This is a genomic window from Chelatococcus sp. YT9, from assembly GCF_018398315.1.
In the GTDB taxonomy this organism is placed as follows: Bacteria; Pseudomonadota; Alphaproteobacteria; order Rhizobiales; family Beijerinckiaceae; genus Chelatococcus.
Map to the genome: position 1 here is coordinate 522,756 of NZ_JAHBRW010000001.1, position 14,859 is coordinate 537,614.

The window sequence follows — 14,859 nt, forward strand, 5'->3', positions numbered from 1 at the left end:
TGCGTATTGCGCAGACGAGCCTTGCAGCCCGCGAAGTCGCGAAGAGCTCCGGGATAGCTTATTGTAAGGGCATATTGGCAATTCGCTGGTCTGGATAGCAGGTCCCCTCTTCCGGGAGCCGCGATGATAGCTGCGAGCCTTGTCTTGAGAGTTCGCGACGCTGTGACCGCATTGTTGAAGCCCAAATCTGCAACGGACGGCGATGCTGAGACCCCGATGGCTGAGCGAGACCCGCTCGATGGCCCGTCACATGCCGCGCCAGCCGCAAAGCCGGCCCCGGTCACCGGAAACACGCTCCTCGCCATCGGACTTGGCTTGACGTCGGTCTTGGGCTTTGCCTGCATCGACACCTCGGCCAAATGGCTCAACCAATATTTCGATCCGCTGCAGACCGCTTGGGTTCGCTATTTCGGAAGCGTCGTGTTCGTTCTCGCGCTCTTGAACCCCTGGACGCGTCCCGGCGTGTTCCGGACCAAGGCCCCGAAACTCCAAGCCGCGCGGTCCACCTTACTCCTCCTGTCGACTGCCCTGAATTTCTTTGCCCTCGCCTATCTCGGGCTGCCGGAGGTAGCCGCAATCGCCTTTTCAAGCCCACTCATGGTGGCCTTGCTCGCCGGCCCGGTGCTGGGAGAATGGGCTGGGCCGCGCCGTCTCGCCGCCATCGCCGTCGGCTTCATCGGCGTGCTCATCATTACCCGGCCGGGCCTGGGAGGCTTCCAGCCCGCCGCGCTCCTTGCAATAGCAAGCGCTTTCTGTGGTGCCTGGTACACCCTGAGCACGCGCATGCTAGCGTCCCGGGATTCCCCGGAGACCACGATGGTCTACTCAGGGGTCGTCGGTATCGTCGTGCTGACGCCGATCATGCCCTTTGTCTGGACTGCGCCGCCATCCGCCCTTACCTGGCTGGTCATGGCGATCTGCGGCCTTGCCGGAGCGGTAGGACACTGGTTCCTTATTCTCGCTTTTCGGCATGCACCAGCCCCGGTGATCGCGCCCTTCAGCTATACCCATCTTCTTTGGGTTACGCTGTTCAGCTATCTGATCTTCAACGCCGTGCCGGACACCTACACCATCGTAGGCGCCGCCATCGTCGTCGCTTCCGGCCTTTACCTCATTCACCGCGAACGTGTGGTCGCGCAGCGGCGGCGAGCCGCGGCGCGGTCGAACGTCACTCCTTGACCGCCCCGGTCATTGACGAGACGTAGTGCTCCACGAAGAAGGAATAGAGGATAACAACTGGGAGAGAGCCGATCAGGGCGCCGGCCATCAGCGAGCCCCATTCGTAGACGTCGCTGCGCACGAGCTCCGTCAACACACCGACAGGGACGGTCTTGTTCTCCGATGACTGGATGAACGTCAGCGCATAGATGAATTCATTCCAGGACAGGGTGAAGGCGAATATTCCAGCAGAAATAAGGCCGGGCACTGATAGTGGCAAAAGGATCCGCGTCAGGATCTGCCATCGCGAGGCTCCATCTATCAGCGCACATTCTTCCAGCTCATAAGGGATGGAACGGAAATAGCCCATCAATAGCCAAGTGCAGAACGGCACGAGGAAGGTTGGATAGGTAAATATGAGCGCGAGCTTCGTGTCATAGATGCCGAATCCGAAAACCATCAGGGCAAGCGGAATGAACAGGATCGACGGTGGCACGAGATAAGCGAGGAAAATGGCAAGCCCGACGAATTTCGCGCCCGTGAAACGCAGTCGCTCGATCGCATAGGCCGCAAAGACCGAGGTCGCCAGCGACACGAAGGTCGCCACCACGGAGATGACGATGGTGTTCCATAGCCAGCCCGGATACGAGGTCTCGAACAAGAGATAACGGATGTGGTCGAGTGTCGGTCCCACCACCCAAAATGGGCTGAAATTATTGTAATCGGTTAGTTGATAGTTGGGCTTAATCGCCGTGATCGCCATCCAGTAAAAGGGAAACAAAAGGACGATCATGAAGACGAAAAGGGGGAGATAAACCAGGGCAACCCGACGCGGCAACCGGTCGAGATAGCGCATTCCGCCTTCGTCGCCGGTCTCGTTTGCTGATATCTTGGCGGCTGATGCAAGGGCCATCGGCTTCACCTTTCTTCAAATCCGGAGCATTTCCGCTGGCTTAAAGCCGCGAGCCCGCACCATCGCTTCGCTTCCAAGCAGCCGCATAGCGGCCGCCGTAGATCTTCTAGGAGCATGTCCTCGCAGGCCACACACCGCATCAGTCAGTCCCACCCTGTTGCCAGCGTCGACGTTGCAGCCCGAAATAGCTGAACAGGATCGCCGTCAGCAGGAACGGGATCATGGCAACCGCGATCGCCGCGCCCTCACCCAGCTGGCCGCCGGGAATGGCGCGCTGGAAGCTCAGGGTTGCCATAAGATGCGTCGCATTCAGCGGACCACCGCGCGTGAGCACGTAGATGAGCTGAAAATCGGTGAAGGTGAACAACACCGAGAAGGTCATAACCACCGCAATGATCGGCGTCAGCATCGGCAAGGTGATGTTGTAGAAGCGCTGCCAGCTCGACGCGCCGTCCAGCGTTGCCGCCTCATGCAAGGATTGCGGGATCGTCTGCAGGCCGGCGAGAAGCGAGATCGCCACGAAGGGAATGCCGCGCCAGACATTGGCCGCGATCACCGACGCGCGCGCATTGGTGGAATCGCCGAGGAAATTGATCGGCGCATCAATCAGTCCGATCTTGATGAGCAGCCACGAGATGATCGAGAACTGCGCGTCGAAGATCCACCAGAAGGCGATGGCCGACAGCACCGTAGGCACGACCCAGGGCAGTAGCACGATCGCGCGGAAAAAGGCTTTGAATGGCAGATGCTCGTTCAGGATCAACGCCAGCCACAGGCCGAGCGCGAACTTCAGGATCGACGCGGCGACGGTGTACAGCACGGTGTTGAATACCGACAACCAGAAGACGTGGTCGCCCCAGAGCGATATGTAGTTCTCCAGGCCAATGAAGATCCCTGCCCGGCCAATGCGCGTGTCCGTGAAGGCGAGCCAAACACCGAGCCCGAGCGGATAGGTGAGAAACACCAGGAGAAAGACTGCAGCGGGAAGCATGAAGAGGAGACCAAGGACATTGCGCCCCTGGCTGAGGTCGAACAATCGCGTCGGCCTCCCCGCCTCGCTTCTCGTCATGGCGATACTCATGTGTCGCTCCCTGATTCGTCTGTAGGCCAGAGCCATTCGGTTCGGAGCCGAAGCACGGGCACCGGCCATTTCCACGCGCAGCGCAAGGACCGAGACGGGGTCCATGAGCGCGGGATCACGCGCGGAGGCAACGGGTAGCCGCCTGCCCGCGCTACGCCTCACGTGAGGCAGCAAATCTCATGTCTTGCGCGGGGGCACCGCGGCCCCCGCGCTTCGCGCAATCAGCGAAACACGACCGCCTCAGACCTTGTAATAGCGGTTGGCTCGGGTCTCGGCGCGCTTGGCTGCCTCTTCGGGGGTCCGCTGGCCCGTGGCCGCTTCCGCCACCATGTCAACTACGATGTAGTCCGCCATGCAGGCTGCCGAAGCATAGCCGAGCGGGCCAGCATAGCCATTTGGCCGCAGCGTCTCCGAAGCCAGAGCGTAAGGCGCGTGGATAGGCGTAGACGTCCAGACCGGATTAGAAGCGAAAGCCTTCAGCGGCTGGCAGCAATAGGCGCTCGCCCCCGTAATCCAGGCGTCGAACTGCGGCTTGTCATACATGAACTGGAGATAGGCGAGCGCGGCCTTCGGGAACTTCGTGTATTTGAAGATCACCGCTGAGGTCGTCTGGTGCAGTTCGACCTTCTTGCCCACCGGGCCGACAGGGAAATTGGTTGTGCGAATGTCCGCTGCCATCTCCTTCAGCTTCGGATCATTGGCAGCCGCGTAGTAAAGCGACACGCCGTTCGCCGTCACGGAGACCTCGCCGGCGAGGAAGGCACGGTTGTTGTTGACGTCGAGCCAGCTCTCGGTGCCCGCGATGAAGGTAGGGTAGAGTTCCCGCACGAATTTCAGCGCAGCGATCGTCTCGGGACTGTTGATGACGACCTTGCCGTTCTCGTCCACCATTTTCCCGCCATGGCTCCACAACACCCAATGGCAGAAGTTGTTGCCGTCACCAACACCGTGGCCCAGCGTGAACCCAACCGGATGCCCCTTGGCCTTCAAGGCCTTGCACATCTCGAGAAAAGCGTCGGTCTTATCCGGGAACGTGGAGAAGCCAGCTTCCTTGACCCAGCTGTCGCGATAGCAGACCGCATTGCCGATCGCAGCGAGCGGTACGGCAATGAAGCGCCCGTCCCGCTTGGCGTAACCTTCGAGACCCTCGTACCAGCCGCCGTATTTCGCGCCGAGCGAATTGGCGAAGTCGGTCACATCGAGCAGCTTGTCGGGATATTGCTGGGCGTCGTCGAACCACACCCAGACGATGTCCGGACCCGAGCCGACATTGGCCGCGACCGCCGCCTTGGGACGGATGTCCTCCCAACTTTCCTTGTCGATCCGAACCTCGACCCCGGTCGCCTCCGTAAATTTCTTCGTATTCGCGAGCCAGGCATCTTCCTCGCCCTTGACGAAGGGCGACCAGCGCAAAACACGCAGCGACGCTCCCTTCTCCGGCTCATAGGTAGAACTTTGTGCAAATGATTGGGTACCGAGCAACGGCAGCCCCGCGGCGCTCGCGGCCAGGCCGCCACCCGCAATCATGAGATCGCGCCTTGAAATTGTCATCAGCTTTTCCTCCACGGAAAGCAGCCGTTTCAAGCCGGCGCCGCCTGCCCTCCCCATTCTTCAAACTCTCCGCGCCGGCAATTCCTTTCCAATGCTTTTGGAAGCCCCTGAGCCCGGCTCAAAGTCGCGCGCTGCCTGGTGTTCCAGGTTCAGGCGCACGCCAGGCATCGCTCTGCGCGCGCAGGCTCTCCTATGATGTCCGACAGGTCCAACTGCGCAGTTCTCGCTTTCGGCGAGCGGCTCGAAGCCTTGCGAAGAATGTACCTGCAAAGAAAAAGGGCACCGCGTTACCACGATGCCCTTGGTGTGTCAGATCCGGTTGCCGGTTTCCTGATCGAACAGGTGAACGAGGGCAGGATCGGGTGACAGGGGAAGCTTGTCGCCGGGTCCCACCGTCACGCGCTCACGGAACACACCAACGATGTCCTGCCCACCGAGCTTGGCGAAGACCTGGGTTTCCGAACCCGTCGGCTCGACCACCGCGACCTCGGCGGGAATGCCCTTCTCGGAATCGATGATGAAGTGTTCCGGGCGGATACCGTAGACCACGGGGCGACCATCGGAGCCTTGCGGAACCTCCTTCACCGGCAGCGCCACACCGCCTTCGGTCACGACCCGGGGGCTCCCGTCGGAAACGATCTTGCCCTTGATGAAGTTCATCGAAGGCGAGCCGATGAAGCCGGCCACGAAAAGGTTCGCCGGGCGGTCATAGAGATCAAGCGGCGCACCCATCTGCTCGACGATCCCGTCGTGCATCACGACGATCTTGTCGGCCATGGTCATGGCCTCGATCTGGTCGTGCGTCACGTAGACCGTCGTGGTCTTCAGCCGCTGGTGCAGCTCCTTGATCTCCGTGCGCATCTGGACGCGCAGCTTGGCGTCAAGGTTCGACAGCGGCTCGTCAAAGAGGAACACCTGCGGGTCGCGCACGATGGCGCGTCCCATGGCGACGCGCTGACGCTGGCCGCCCGAGAGCTGCCGCGGATAGCGATCAAGCAGCTTGGTCAGGCCCAGGATTTCCGCGGCGCGGTTCACGCGCTGCTGGATCTCTGCCTTGGGGGCGTTCTTGAGCTTCAGCGAAAAGCCCATGTTATCCGCGACCGTCATGTGCGGATAAAGGGCGTAGTTCTGGAACACCATGGCAATGTCGCGCTCTTTGGGCGGGACATTGTTCACAACGCGTTCACCGATGCGGATCTCGCCGCCCGTCACGCTTTCAAGGCCAGCGACCATGCGAAGGAGGGTCGACTTGCCGCAGCCGGACGGCCCGACCAAAATGACGAATTCGCCGTCCGTGATATCAATCGATACCCCGTGGATCACCGGCGTTGCGCCAAAGGCCTTACGGACCTCTCTGATTTCTACGGATGCCATCTTTGACTGCTTCCTCCACTTGCCGCTGTTACGGCCGCGCTTCGCTGGGCCTTCTTGCGAGAAGACCATACATGCACCACGCATGCCCATGCTAGGGATCATGCAATGGCTAGGCTAGCTATCACAACGACGAATTTCAATAATCCGACAAATCTGCCTACAGCGCTTTCCGGCCGGTGGGAATCAGGCAATCCCTAGCACTCGCGTCCGGCTGCAACTTTGGGCATGGTGCGGTCGGCAATACAGGATTCATGGGTGAGGAACCTGGACCAGGGGGTTGCCGGATGAATCCGGCCCCGACAATGAGGAGACGATCAGTGAGTGAGGTAAAGACGAACGGGGAAGCGGGTGCCGTGGAGCTTTTGATGACAGCGCCATTGCAGCCTATCGTGGCCAAGAGCCTGAGCGGTCGCTTCACGGTCCACAACCTTTGGGAAGCCGCCGACAAGGACGCACTGCTCGCTGATCTCGCCGGCCGAGTTCGCGGTGTCGTCGCCGGCAGCGCCGTCGACGCAGCGCTCATCGACAAACTGCCTGCTCTCGAGATCATCTCAAGCTTCGGTGTGGGCTACGACAAGATCGATGCCGCACATGCCGCCAAGAAGGGTGTCCTCGTCACCAACACGCCGGACGTGCTGAGCGACGAAGTGGCCGACCTTGCCCTCGGTCTCCTCTTGTCCACAGTCCGCCAGCTTCCCCAGGCCGATCGCTATCTGCGCGCAGGCCATTGGCTGGAAAAGGCGTACCCCCTCACGGCGACACTGGCCGGTCGGAAGGTTGGCATTCTCGGCCTCGGGCGCATCGGCAAGGCCATCGCCAAGCGCTGTGAGGCCTTCAACCTGCCGGTCGCCTACCATGGTCGCCGCCCGCAGGCAGACGTGCCCTACCAATATTTCGATAGCTTGGTCGGCCTCGCCAAAGCCGTCGACATCCTGATCGTCGTCATTCCAGGTGGCAGCGAAACGGACAAGATCGTCAATGCCGAGGTTCTCGCGGCGCTCGGACCAACCGGCATCCTCATCAATGTCGCGCGTGGCACGGTCATCGATGAAAAGGCGCTGATCAAGGCGCTCGCCGATGGTACCATCCAGTCTGCCGGTCTCGACGTCTTCGAGAAAGAGCCACATGTCCCGGCGGAGCTCATCGCCATGGACCATGTGGTGCTGCTGCCGCATGTCGGCTCGGCGACCCATTACACACGCGACGCGATGGGTCAGCTCGTCGTAGACAACATCGTGTCGTGGTTCGCGGGCAAGGGGCCGGTCACGCCGGTCGTGGAGACACCCTGGCCTCGCAAGGGCTGAGCAGGATCATGCGGCCGGGCGGATGACCCGCCCGGCTCGTCTTCGCCGTCTAGGGAAGGCGGCGGAAAGGTCAGAGCGCGAAGCCACCGTCGGCGAGATGCACTTGGCCCGTGGTGTAGCTTGCCTCGTCCGAGGCGAGATAAACGGCAAGCCAGCCGATTTCGTCTGCCGTCCCGAGCCGCGCCATCGGCTGGCGATCGATGAAGGCCTGCCGCACCGCCTCGATCGTCTGGTTCGTCTGTGCGGCGAGCGTCGCGATGCGATCATCCAGCGAGGGCGATTCGATGGTGCCCGGGCAGATTGCGTTGGCACGGATGCCACGCTTGATGAAATCCGCCGCAACCGCCTTCGTCAGGCCCACAACCGCCGCCTTCGAGGCGCCGTACACATAGCGATTGGGAATGCCGCGCACGGATGAGGCGCCGGACGCGATGTTGATGATCGAGCCCTTTCCCTTCTCCAGCATGCCCGGGATGAAGGCGCGGATCGTCCGATGCATGGACTTGACGTTCAAGTCGAACGAAAAATCCCAGTCAGCCTCCGAACATTCGAGCACACTGCCGTGGTGCACGAAGCCTGCGGCGTTCAGGAGCACGTCGATCGGCCCGATTTCCTTGGCAAGTGCCTCGACGGCCTCGGTCGAGCGCACATCGAGCGGACGGCAGGTAGCTTCGTCGAGGCCCGCCAGCTTAGAAGCATCGAGATCCGTCGCAATGACGGTTGCGCCCTCCCGCGCAAACAACGCGGCGCATGAGCGGCCGATCCCCTGGCCCGCTGCCGTCACCAGACACACTTTGTTCGTAAGACGCCCCGCCATTCCAGCCTCCTCCCTCTGTCACGGTGCAGCCAGCGTCCTCGCCATATGGACGAGGACACGGTCCGGCCTTACCTCTTCCCGTTCAATCACGAAGCCCGCCCTCGCATACCAGGCTACATTTTCCGAGAGCACTCGCCCGGTGCACAGACGCAAAGCAGGTAGTTCCAGAGCTTTGGCCCGCGCCAGCGCGTGGGCCAGTAGATCCCTTCCCACTCCGCGCCCCCGGAAGGCGGGATCAGTAGCTATGCTCCAGATGTAGAGATCATCTTGCCGAGGCATCAGGATAAGCACGCCCGCGAGACCTTCCGCCGCCACCGCCAGCCAGATCTCCCACGCCCCACTGTCGGCGAAGATTTCATCATAGTCGGCGAGCAGAGGCAGCGGCTCGGCGCCGAGCAAGAGCCTGTTACCGGCGAAGGCCCGGTGCTGCAGGGCGAGGACTGCCGCGTGATCGGCCGCAGTCGCCAAGCCGGCGGCGGAGCCGCTCACAGGCTCTCCCGAATTGCCGTCAGCGAACGGAGCTGTCCGCCCTTCGCATCGAAATTGGCGGGATCAAGCCACGCGTCAAAGGCTGCGCGGCAAGCCGGCCATTCGCTGTCGAGCATGGCGAACCACGCCGTGTCGCGGTTCTTCCCTTTCACGATCATATGCTGGCGAAAAATCCCCTCGAACGTGAAGCCAAAACGCTGGGCCGCACGCCGGGAAGGTGCGTTCAGCGCGTTGCACTTCCACTCGAAACGACGATAGCCAAGGCGGTCGAAAACATAGCTGGCAAGAAGGGCGATCGCCTCGGACGCCATTGGTGTCCGTTGCAGAAGCGGCGAGAAGAGCACATTGCCGACCTCGATGACGCCATGCTGCGGACGGATCTCCATCAGCGAGGCCCATCCCACCGCCTTCCCGCTCTCGGCATCGACCACGACATAGCACAGCGGATCGAGCCTCGCCTCGCGCTCCGCCACATGAGCCGTAAAGCTCGCCTCGTCGGCGAAGGGCTCCTGCATGAGATAGTCCCATAGGCGATCGTGACCGGCCAAGGCCTGCCAGAGTTCGGCTGCGTGGCGGGCGGTGTCTAGGGGCTCGAGACGGCAATAGCGGCCTGGCAGAACCTCCCGTCCGGGGGCGCCTACAGCGGGTTGGACCGCGGCCAGCATTTCGAGACCTGACGATGTCATGCCTTGCGGCGTCCCTTGGCGAGATCCTGCCGAAAAAAGCCGTTGATTTCGGAGAACGGCACCGCTGCGTCATAGATCTCCAGGCTGCCCTGCGACAGCTTGCGGGCAGACTGCATGAAGCTGCCCCAGGCCACGCGGCAAAGACCAGAGCCCCCGCTGATACACCGGACCCCGAGATCCTCGAGCTCCTTCATTGTGAACGGCGCGTGACTTGGCACGAGAATCTGCAGGCTCTTCGGCGCGATGGCTTTGACCAGGGCTGCGATCTGCTCGCGTGAGAGTACTCCCTGCGCATAGAGGCAGTCGGCCCCCGCCTCGGCATAGGCGACGAGACGGCGCAGCGCATCGTCGAAAGCATCTTCAGCGACTTGGAGACTATCTGTCGACGCTGTCAGAACCGCGCCCGCCGCGACATCGTCAATCGCAGAACGGGCCGCAGCTATTCGCTCGGCCGCAAGTTCGACAGGATAGAGCCGGCGATTGGCATCGTTTGTCAGGTCTTCGAGCGTCAGGCCCGCGACACCGGTCGCCATGCACAAGCGCACGTTCGAAGCCACGCCTTCAGGCTCATGGGCATAACCGGCCTCGAAGTCCGCGCTGACAGGCAGATGTGTCGCATCCACGATTTCACGGATGTGATCCAGCATCATATCCCGGGGCACCGCCCATTCGGTGTCGGGAAATCCCTGCGAGAACGCGATTCCCGCGCTGGTCGTGGACAGCGCCTTGAAGCCCAGGTGCTGGAGATAGCGCGCCGTGCCGATATCCCATGGATGTGGCATGACGAAGATGCCGCTCGTCTCATGGAGCTTGCGCAAAGCGCGCCGCCGCTGCTGAACGGTTGTGGTCACGGCCCCCTCCCACAGTGTGTGTCGCTTCGACCGACTCGTCCGTAACGACCGGTGCTTCAATGGCGGGATGCGATCGGTCGAAACCGGCGAACATCCCTATAACGCGACAAGCGCCCCGCCTGACGCTGCCTACTCACGGATGAAGCACAGCTCCAGGCCGGCAGCAACACCATCAGGACAAGGGCGCCTTGCACTGGGCGCGCAACTCGTTGCGAGACCTTTGCGACCCTCCGGGGCCGCCGCGGGCACGAACCCGCGGCATGGTCGATCCGATCAGTGGTTGTCGCGCGGAACACCGTAGGTCTCGGCGACCCGCTGGTATTTGACGGCCGGCTTCAGCACCATGCCCTCGGACAATTGGTCGACGATGCCGCGCTGGATCTCCTGCCAAGGGGTCTGGCTAGCTGGATATTTGAAGCCGCCCGCCTTCTCCAGTTCGGCACGCCGCTCCGCCACTTCCGCATCGGAAATGAGGATGTTTGCGCTGCGCTTCGCCAGGTCGATACGCACCCGATCGCCGGTTTTGAGGATGGCAAGGCCGCCGCCGGCTGCCGCCTCCGGTGAAGCGTTCAGGATCGACGGCGAGCCTGAGGTGCCAGACTGACGGCCATCGCCGATGCAAGGCAGCGAGGTGACGCCGCGTTTCAAGAGATAGGCCGGCGCCTGCATGTTCACGACCTCGGCCGCGCCGGGATAGCCGATCGGCCCGGCACCGCGCATGAAAAGGATCGAATACTCGTCGATGCCGAGTGATTCATCGTCGATGAGCTTATGATACTGCTCCGGGCCATCGAAGACAAAGGCCTTGCCTTCGAAGGCGTTGGGATCGTTCGGGTTCTTCAGGTAACGATCACGGAACTCGTCCGAGATGACGCTGGTCTTCATGATGGCAGAATCGAAGAGATTGCCCGACAGCACGATGAAGCCGGCGTCCTGCATCAGCGCCGTCTCGAAGCTGCGGATCACGTCCGTGTCCGTCGCCGCGCGGTCGCGGCAATTGTCGCCGATGGCGCGGCCGTTAACGGTCAATGCGTTTTCGTGAATGAGCCCGTGCTTCATCAGCTCGTTGATGACAGCGGGCACCCCGCCGGCGCGGTGGTACTCCTCGCCGAGGTACTTTCCGGCCGGCTGGAGATTGACCAGGAGGGGCACTTCATGGCCGACCGTCTCCCAGTCCTGCACATTGAGCTCAACACCGATGTGCCTGGCAATGGCATTGATGTGAACGGGGGCATTCGTCGAGCCGCCGATTGCCGAGTTCACCACGATCACGTTCTCGAAGGCCTCCCGCGTCATGATATCGGAAGGCTTCAGGTCCTCCCACACCATCTCGACGATCCGCTTTCCGGTCTCGTAGGCGATCTGGCCGCGCTCACGATAGGGCGCCGGGACAGCCGCGCAGCCCGGCAGGCTCATTCCGAGCGCTTCGGCCAGGGAGTTCATGGTTGAGGCCGTGCCCATGGTGTTGCAGTGGCCGACAGACGGGGCCGAGGACGCAACGAGCTCGATGAACTGCTCGTAGTCGAGCTTGCCTTCGGCGAGGAGCTCGCGCGCCTTCCATACGACGGTGCCCGAACCCGTCCGCTCTCCGTGGAACCAGCCGTTCAGCATAGGCCCGCCGGACAGGACGATGGAGGGAATATTCACCGTCGCTGCTGCCATGATGCAGGCGGGCGTCGTCTTGTCGCAGCCCGTCGTCAGCACCACGCCATCGAGCGGATAACCGTAGAGCACTTCGACAAGGCCGAGATAAGCGAGGTTGCGATCCAGCGAGGCTGTCGGACGTTTGCCCGTTTCCTGGATGGGGTGAACGGGAAATTCCATGACCACGCCACCAGCCGCAACGATCCCGGCGCGGGTGCGCTTGGCGAGTTCGATGTGATGACGATTGCAGGGAGAGAGATCCGAGCCGGTCTGTGCGATCCCGATGATCGGCTTGCCCGATTGCAACTCCTCGCGTGTCAAGCCGTAGTTGAGATACCGCTCGAGATAGAGCGCTGTCATCCCCGGATTATCCGGATTGTCGAACCACTGCCGCGAGCGCAGCTTCGATTTGTCCTGTCCGGAATTGCTCATCGCCAAAGCCTCCCACGTCTCATGAACTTTCCCCGCGCCCACACGCTGGGGTCGCTGATTTGATTTGCTCTAAAAATCATCATCAGAAATGACGACCAAAATCAATCGTCAGACGATTGCATTGATCGCAAGCCTGGGAGGGGCGTAGCACCTGCCTCTCGATGACCTGAGCGGTCATGGAGAGGCTTGATGGAACAGCCCGGATTGAAACGCCGCCTGTGGCGCGCTACGCCTGATCGACAGGAGAAAAATGCATGCCCACGATCGTTCCGGCTTTTGCCCGCATTGGTGAAGAAAACGCTTTTGCTGTACTGGCACGAGCCACTGCGCTTGCTGCGGAAGGCCGCGACATCATAAACCTGGGTATCGGTCAACCAGATTTCCCGACCCCGGCGCATATCGTCGAGGCCGCCATAAAGGCCCTCCGCGACGGACACCACGGCTATACTCCGGCCACCGGCATCCTGCCGCTGCGCGAAGGCGTCTCTGCCGATATCCACCGTCGCCTCGGGGTGACGGTTTCGCCGGACAACATCCTCATCGTGCCCGGCGGGAAGGTCACGATGTTCGCGGCAATCCTGATGTTCGGCGAACCCGGTGCCGAGATCCTCTATCCCGACCCGGGCTTCCCGATCTATCGTTCGATGATCGAGTTCACGGGCGCCACGCCCGTGCCGGTGCCTATCCGCGAGGAGAACGGCTTTGCCTTCTCGGCCGAGGAGACGCTCGGCCTGATCACCTCGAAGACCCGGCTTTTGATCCTCAATTCGCCGGCCAACCCGACAGGTGGAGTCACTCCGAAGGCGGAGATTGACAAGCTGGTAGCCGGGCTCGCCCGCCATCCCGACGTCGCGATCATGTCGGACGAAATCTACGGCCAGATGGTCTACGATGGCGAACAGCACGTCTCGCTGCTCACCTATCCCGAGATCAGGGATCGCCTGATCCTTCTCGACGGTTGGTCAAAGACCTACGCCATGACCGGCTGGCGCATGGGCTTTTCGGTCTGGCCGGCGCCTCTGCTCGACGCTGCCCGCAAGCTCGCCGTGAACTCCTATTCCTGCGTCAATGCGGCGGCGCAATGGGCGGGCCTTGCCGCCCTAACGGGCCCACAGGACTGCGTCGCGGAGATGGTTGCCGAGTTCGACAAGCGCCGGCGCATCGTCGTGGAGGGCCTCAACAGCCTGCCCGATGTGAGCGCGGCCACACCCAAGGGAGCGTTCTACGCCTTCCCCAACATCTCCCGCACGGGCTGGAAGGCAAAGCCTCTCGCCAACGCTCTTCTGGAAAAGGCAGGCGTCGCGGTGATCGGCGGGCCGGACTTCGGCATTCTCGGCGAGGGCTACATCCGTTTGTCTTATGCCAATTCAGCCGAAAACATCCGCAAAGCTCTCGATCGCATGGGAGAGTTCCTGAGCGAGCACCGCCCGGGCTGAAGGCGGATAGCGATCTAAACGCGATTGTCATCCCGGAAACGGTGCAGCCGTTGTCCGGGATCCATGAACACGGTGCTTTTTCATGCGCTACGGACGGTGTTCATGGATCCCGGGTTCGCCGCTTACGCAGCGCCCCGCGATGACGCGATCAATCGGCGACACACCGCATTTCTTTGAAACTACACCTTCACGCTGGCCGCGGCCGTATCGAGATGCGCGATGAGTGACGGGTCGAGAGCCAGCGCCTCGCCGAGTTCCTTGAGAAAGCGTGCTTCCTCCGGCGTGTCCGGATCGATGGAGAGGCGGGCAGCAGCATAGATCTGCGTGCCGATCTCGGGAGTCGTCGCCGCCGCTGCAAGGGTCGTGATGCTGGCCGGGTTCGAGAATTCCGTGTCGAGGAAGCGCGAGGCCTCCATGTCGAAGCCCGCCTGCTGGAGCCCCCCGACAATCCGTCCCCGCTCCTCCGGGTCGATATGTCCGTCGGATGCCGCCGCCGCGATCATGGCACGCACCAGGACAAGTGCCGTATCCTGCGAGGCCGTGCTCGCATCGAAAGCCGTGCCTGTCGGGGCGGGCAGCGCCGGGATGGTGGCCGTCGCCTCGCTTGATGCTGGCTGGCCGTTCTGCCAACCTTGGTAGGCTTTGTAGGCGAGAGCGGCGATGAGGCCCAGTCCGCCGATTTTGGCGGCGGATGTCGCGACTTTGCGGCCCGACTTGGAGCCAAGCAACAGGCCCGCAAGACCGCCCATCACCGCGCTGGCGGCGTTCTGCCCGGCCGGGCTCTGCAGAAAATCGCGCGCTTTCGTAACGATATCGCCGACATTCGGCGTTCCAGAGGCGCCGGGAAGACCTGGGATACCCGAGCTGGAACCGGCGGGGCCGGCCTGCGTGGGCCGGTTCGTCCCTCCGAGCTGGCTGAGAACAGATCCAAGAAGACCACCGAGGCCGGCGCTGGCGTCTGGGCCAAGATCGGGGCTGGAAGCGCCGCCGGACGTGGCCGGCCCGCTGGCCGGGCCCCTGGTTGAACCCTGAGGGCCCTGGGATGAGGCCGAGGCTACGAGGACGTCGAGAAGCTTCTTGGCGTCGAACATGGTCGTCTCCGGTTCACTGTCCGGAGAAAGTA

Annotated in this window: 13 protein-coding genes; 3 read left to right on the plus strand and 10 right to left on the minus strand. The window is 62.2% G+C overall.

Features of this window, described 5'->3' with window-relative positions:
* Positions 1-216 precede the first annotated feature (216 nt).
* A complete protein-coding gene (locus tag KIO76_RS02275) occupies positions 217-1,179 on the plus strand; it encodes a DMT family transporter (protein WP_213321269.1) in 963 nt (320 codons plus the stop codon).
* On the opposite strand, the gene KIO76_RS02280 is transcribed toward KIO76_RS02275, so the two are convergent.
* From KIO76_RS02280 to KIO76_RS02295, 4 genes are all read right to left on the minus strand, one after another.
* Entirely contained in the window at positions 1,169-2,071 is a 903-nt protein-coding gene (locus KIO76_RS02280) for a carbohydrate ABC transporter permease (protein ID WP_213321270.1), read from the minus strand. The two genes, KIO76_RS02275 and KIO76_RS02280, sit on opposite strands and share 11 nt — an antisense overlap.
* Positions 2,072-2,210: 139 nt before the next feature.
* A complete protein-coding gene (locus KIO76_RS02285) occupies positions 2,211-3,140 on the minus strand; it encodes a carbohydrate ABC transporter permease (protein ID WP_213324961.1) in 930 nt (309 codons plus the stop codon).
* A 252-nt stretch (positions 3,141-3,392) separates the two neighbouring features.
* On the minus strand, positions 3,393-4,703 hold the full coding sequence (locus tag KIO76_RS02290) for an ABC transporter substrate-binding protein (RefSeq protein ID WP_213321271.1): 1,311 nt from the start codon (positions 4,701-4,703) through the stop codon (positions 3,393-3,395).
* A 309-nt stretch (positions 4,704-5,012) separates the two neighbouring features.
* Positions 5,013-6,077 (minus strand): ABC transporter ATP-binding protein, encoded by a 1,065-nt coding sequence (locus tag KIO76_RS02295; protein WP_213321272.1) that lies wholly within the window; start codon positions 6,075-6,077, stop codon positions 5,013-5,015.
* A gap of 365 nt (positions 6,078-6,442) precedes the next feature.
* Between KIO76_RS02295 and KIO76_RS02300 the strand changes: the two genes are divergently transcribed.
* A complete protein-coding gene (locus KIO76_RS02300; RefSeq protein ID WP_213324962.1) occupies positions 6,443-7,381 on the plus strand; it encodes a 2-hydroxyacid dehydrogenase in 939 nt (312 codons plus the stop codon).
* A gap of 70 nt (positions 7,382-7,451) precedes the next feature.
* Here the strand turns inward: KIO76_RS02300 and KIO76_RS02305 are convergent, their stop codons facing one another.
* The 5 genes from KIO76_RS02305 to KIO76_RS02325 all read right to left on the minus strand — a co-directional run bounded on the left by KIO76_RS02305 (position 7,452) and on the right by KIO76_RS02325 (position 12,300).
* Positions 7,452-8,198, minus strand: a complete 747-nt coding sequence (locus KIO76_RS02305; protein ID WP_213321273.1) for an SDR family oxidoreductase — start codon at positions 8,196-8,198, stop codon at positions 7,452-7,454.
* Positions 8,199-8,216: 18 nt separating this feature from the next.
* Positions 8,217-8,687 (minus strand): GNAT family N-acetyltransferase, encoded by a 471-nt coding sequence (locus tag KIO76_RS02310; protein WP_213321274.1) that lies wholly within the window; start codon positions 8,685-8,687, stop codon positions 8,217-8,219.
* A complete protein-coding gene (locus KIO76_RS02315; protein ID WP_213321275.1) occupies positions 8,684-9,373 on the minus strand; it encodes a GNAT family N-acetyltransferase in 690 nt (229 codons plus the stop codon). Before KIO76_RS02315 ends, KIO76_RS02310 begins: the two co-directional genes overlap by 4 nt.
* Entirely contained in the window at positions 9,370-10,224 is an 855-nt protein-coding gene (locus KIO76_RS02320; protein WP_291976632.1) for an isocitrate lyase/PEP mutase family protein, read from the minus strand. The genes KIO76_RS02315 and KIO76_RS02320 overlap by 4 nt, the downstream gene beginning before the upstream one ends.
* A gap of 273 nt (positions 10,225-10,497) precedes the next feature.
* Positions 10,498-12,300: an IlvD/Edd family dehydratase gene (locus KIO76_RS02325; RefSeq protein WP_213321276.1), complete on the minus strand. Its 1,803-nt coding sequence runs from the start codon at positions 12,298-12,300 to the stop codon at positions 10,498-10,500.
* A gap of 254 nt (positions 12,301-12,554) precedes the next feature.
* On the opposite strand from KIO76_RS02325, the gene KIO76_RS02330 reads away from it, so the two are divergent.
* Positions 12,555-13,736, plus strand: a complete 1,182-nt coding sequence (locus KIO76_RS02330) for a pyridoxal phosphate-dependent aminotransferase (RefSeq protein WP_213321277.1) — start codon at positions 12,555-12,557, stop codon at positions 13,734-13,736.
* A 179-nt stretch (positions 13,737-13,915) separates the two neighbouring features.
* On the opposite strand, the gene KIO76_RS02335 is transcribed toward KIO76_RS02330, so the two are convergent.
* On the minus strand, positions 13,916-14,827 hold the full coding sequence (locus KIO76_RS02335; RefSeq protein ID WP_213321278.1) for a tellurite resistance TerB family protein: 912 nt from the start codon (positions 14,825-14,827) through the stop codon (positions 13,916-13,918).
* Positions 14,828-14,859: the final 32 nt, after the last annotated feature.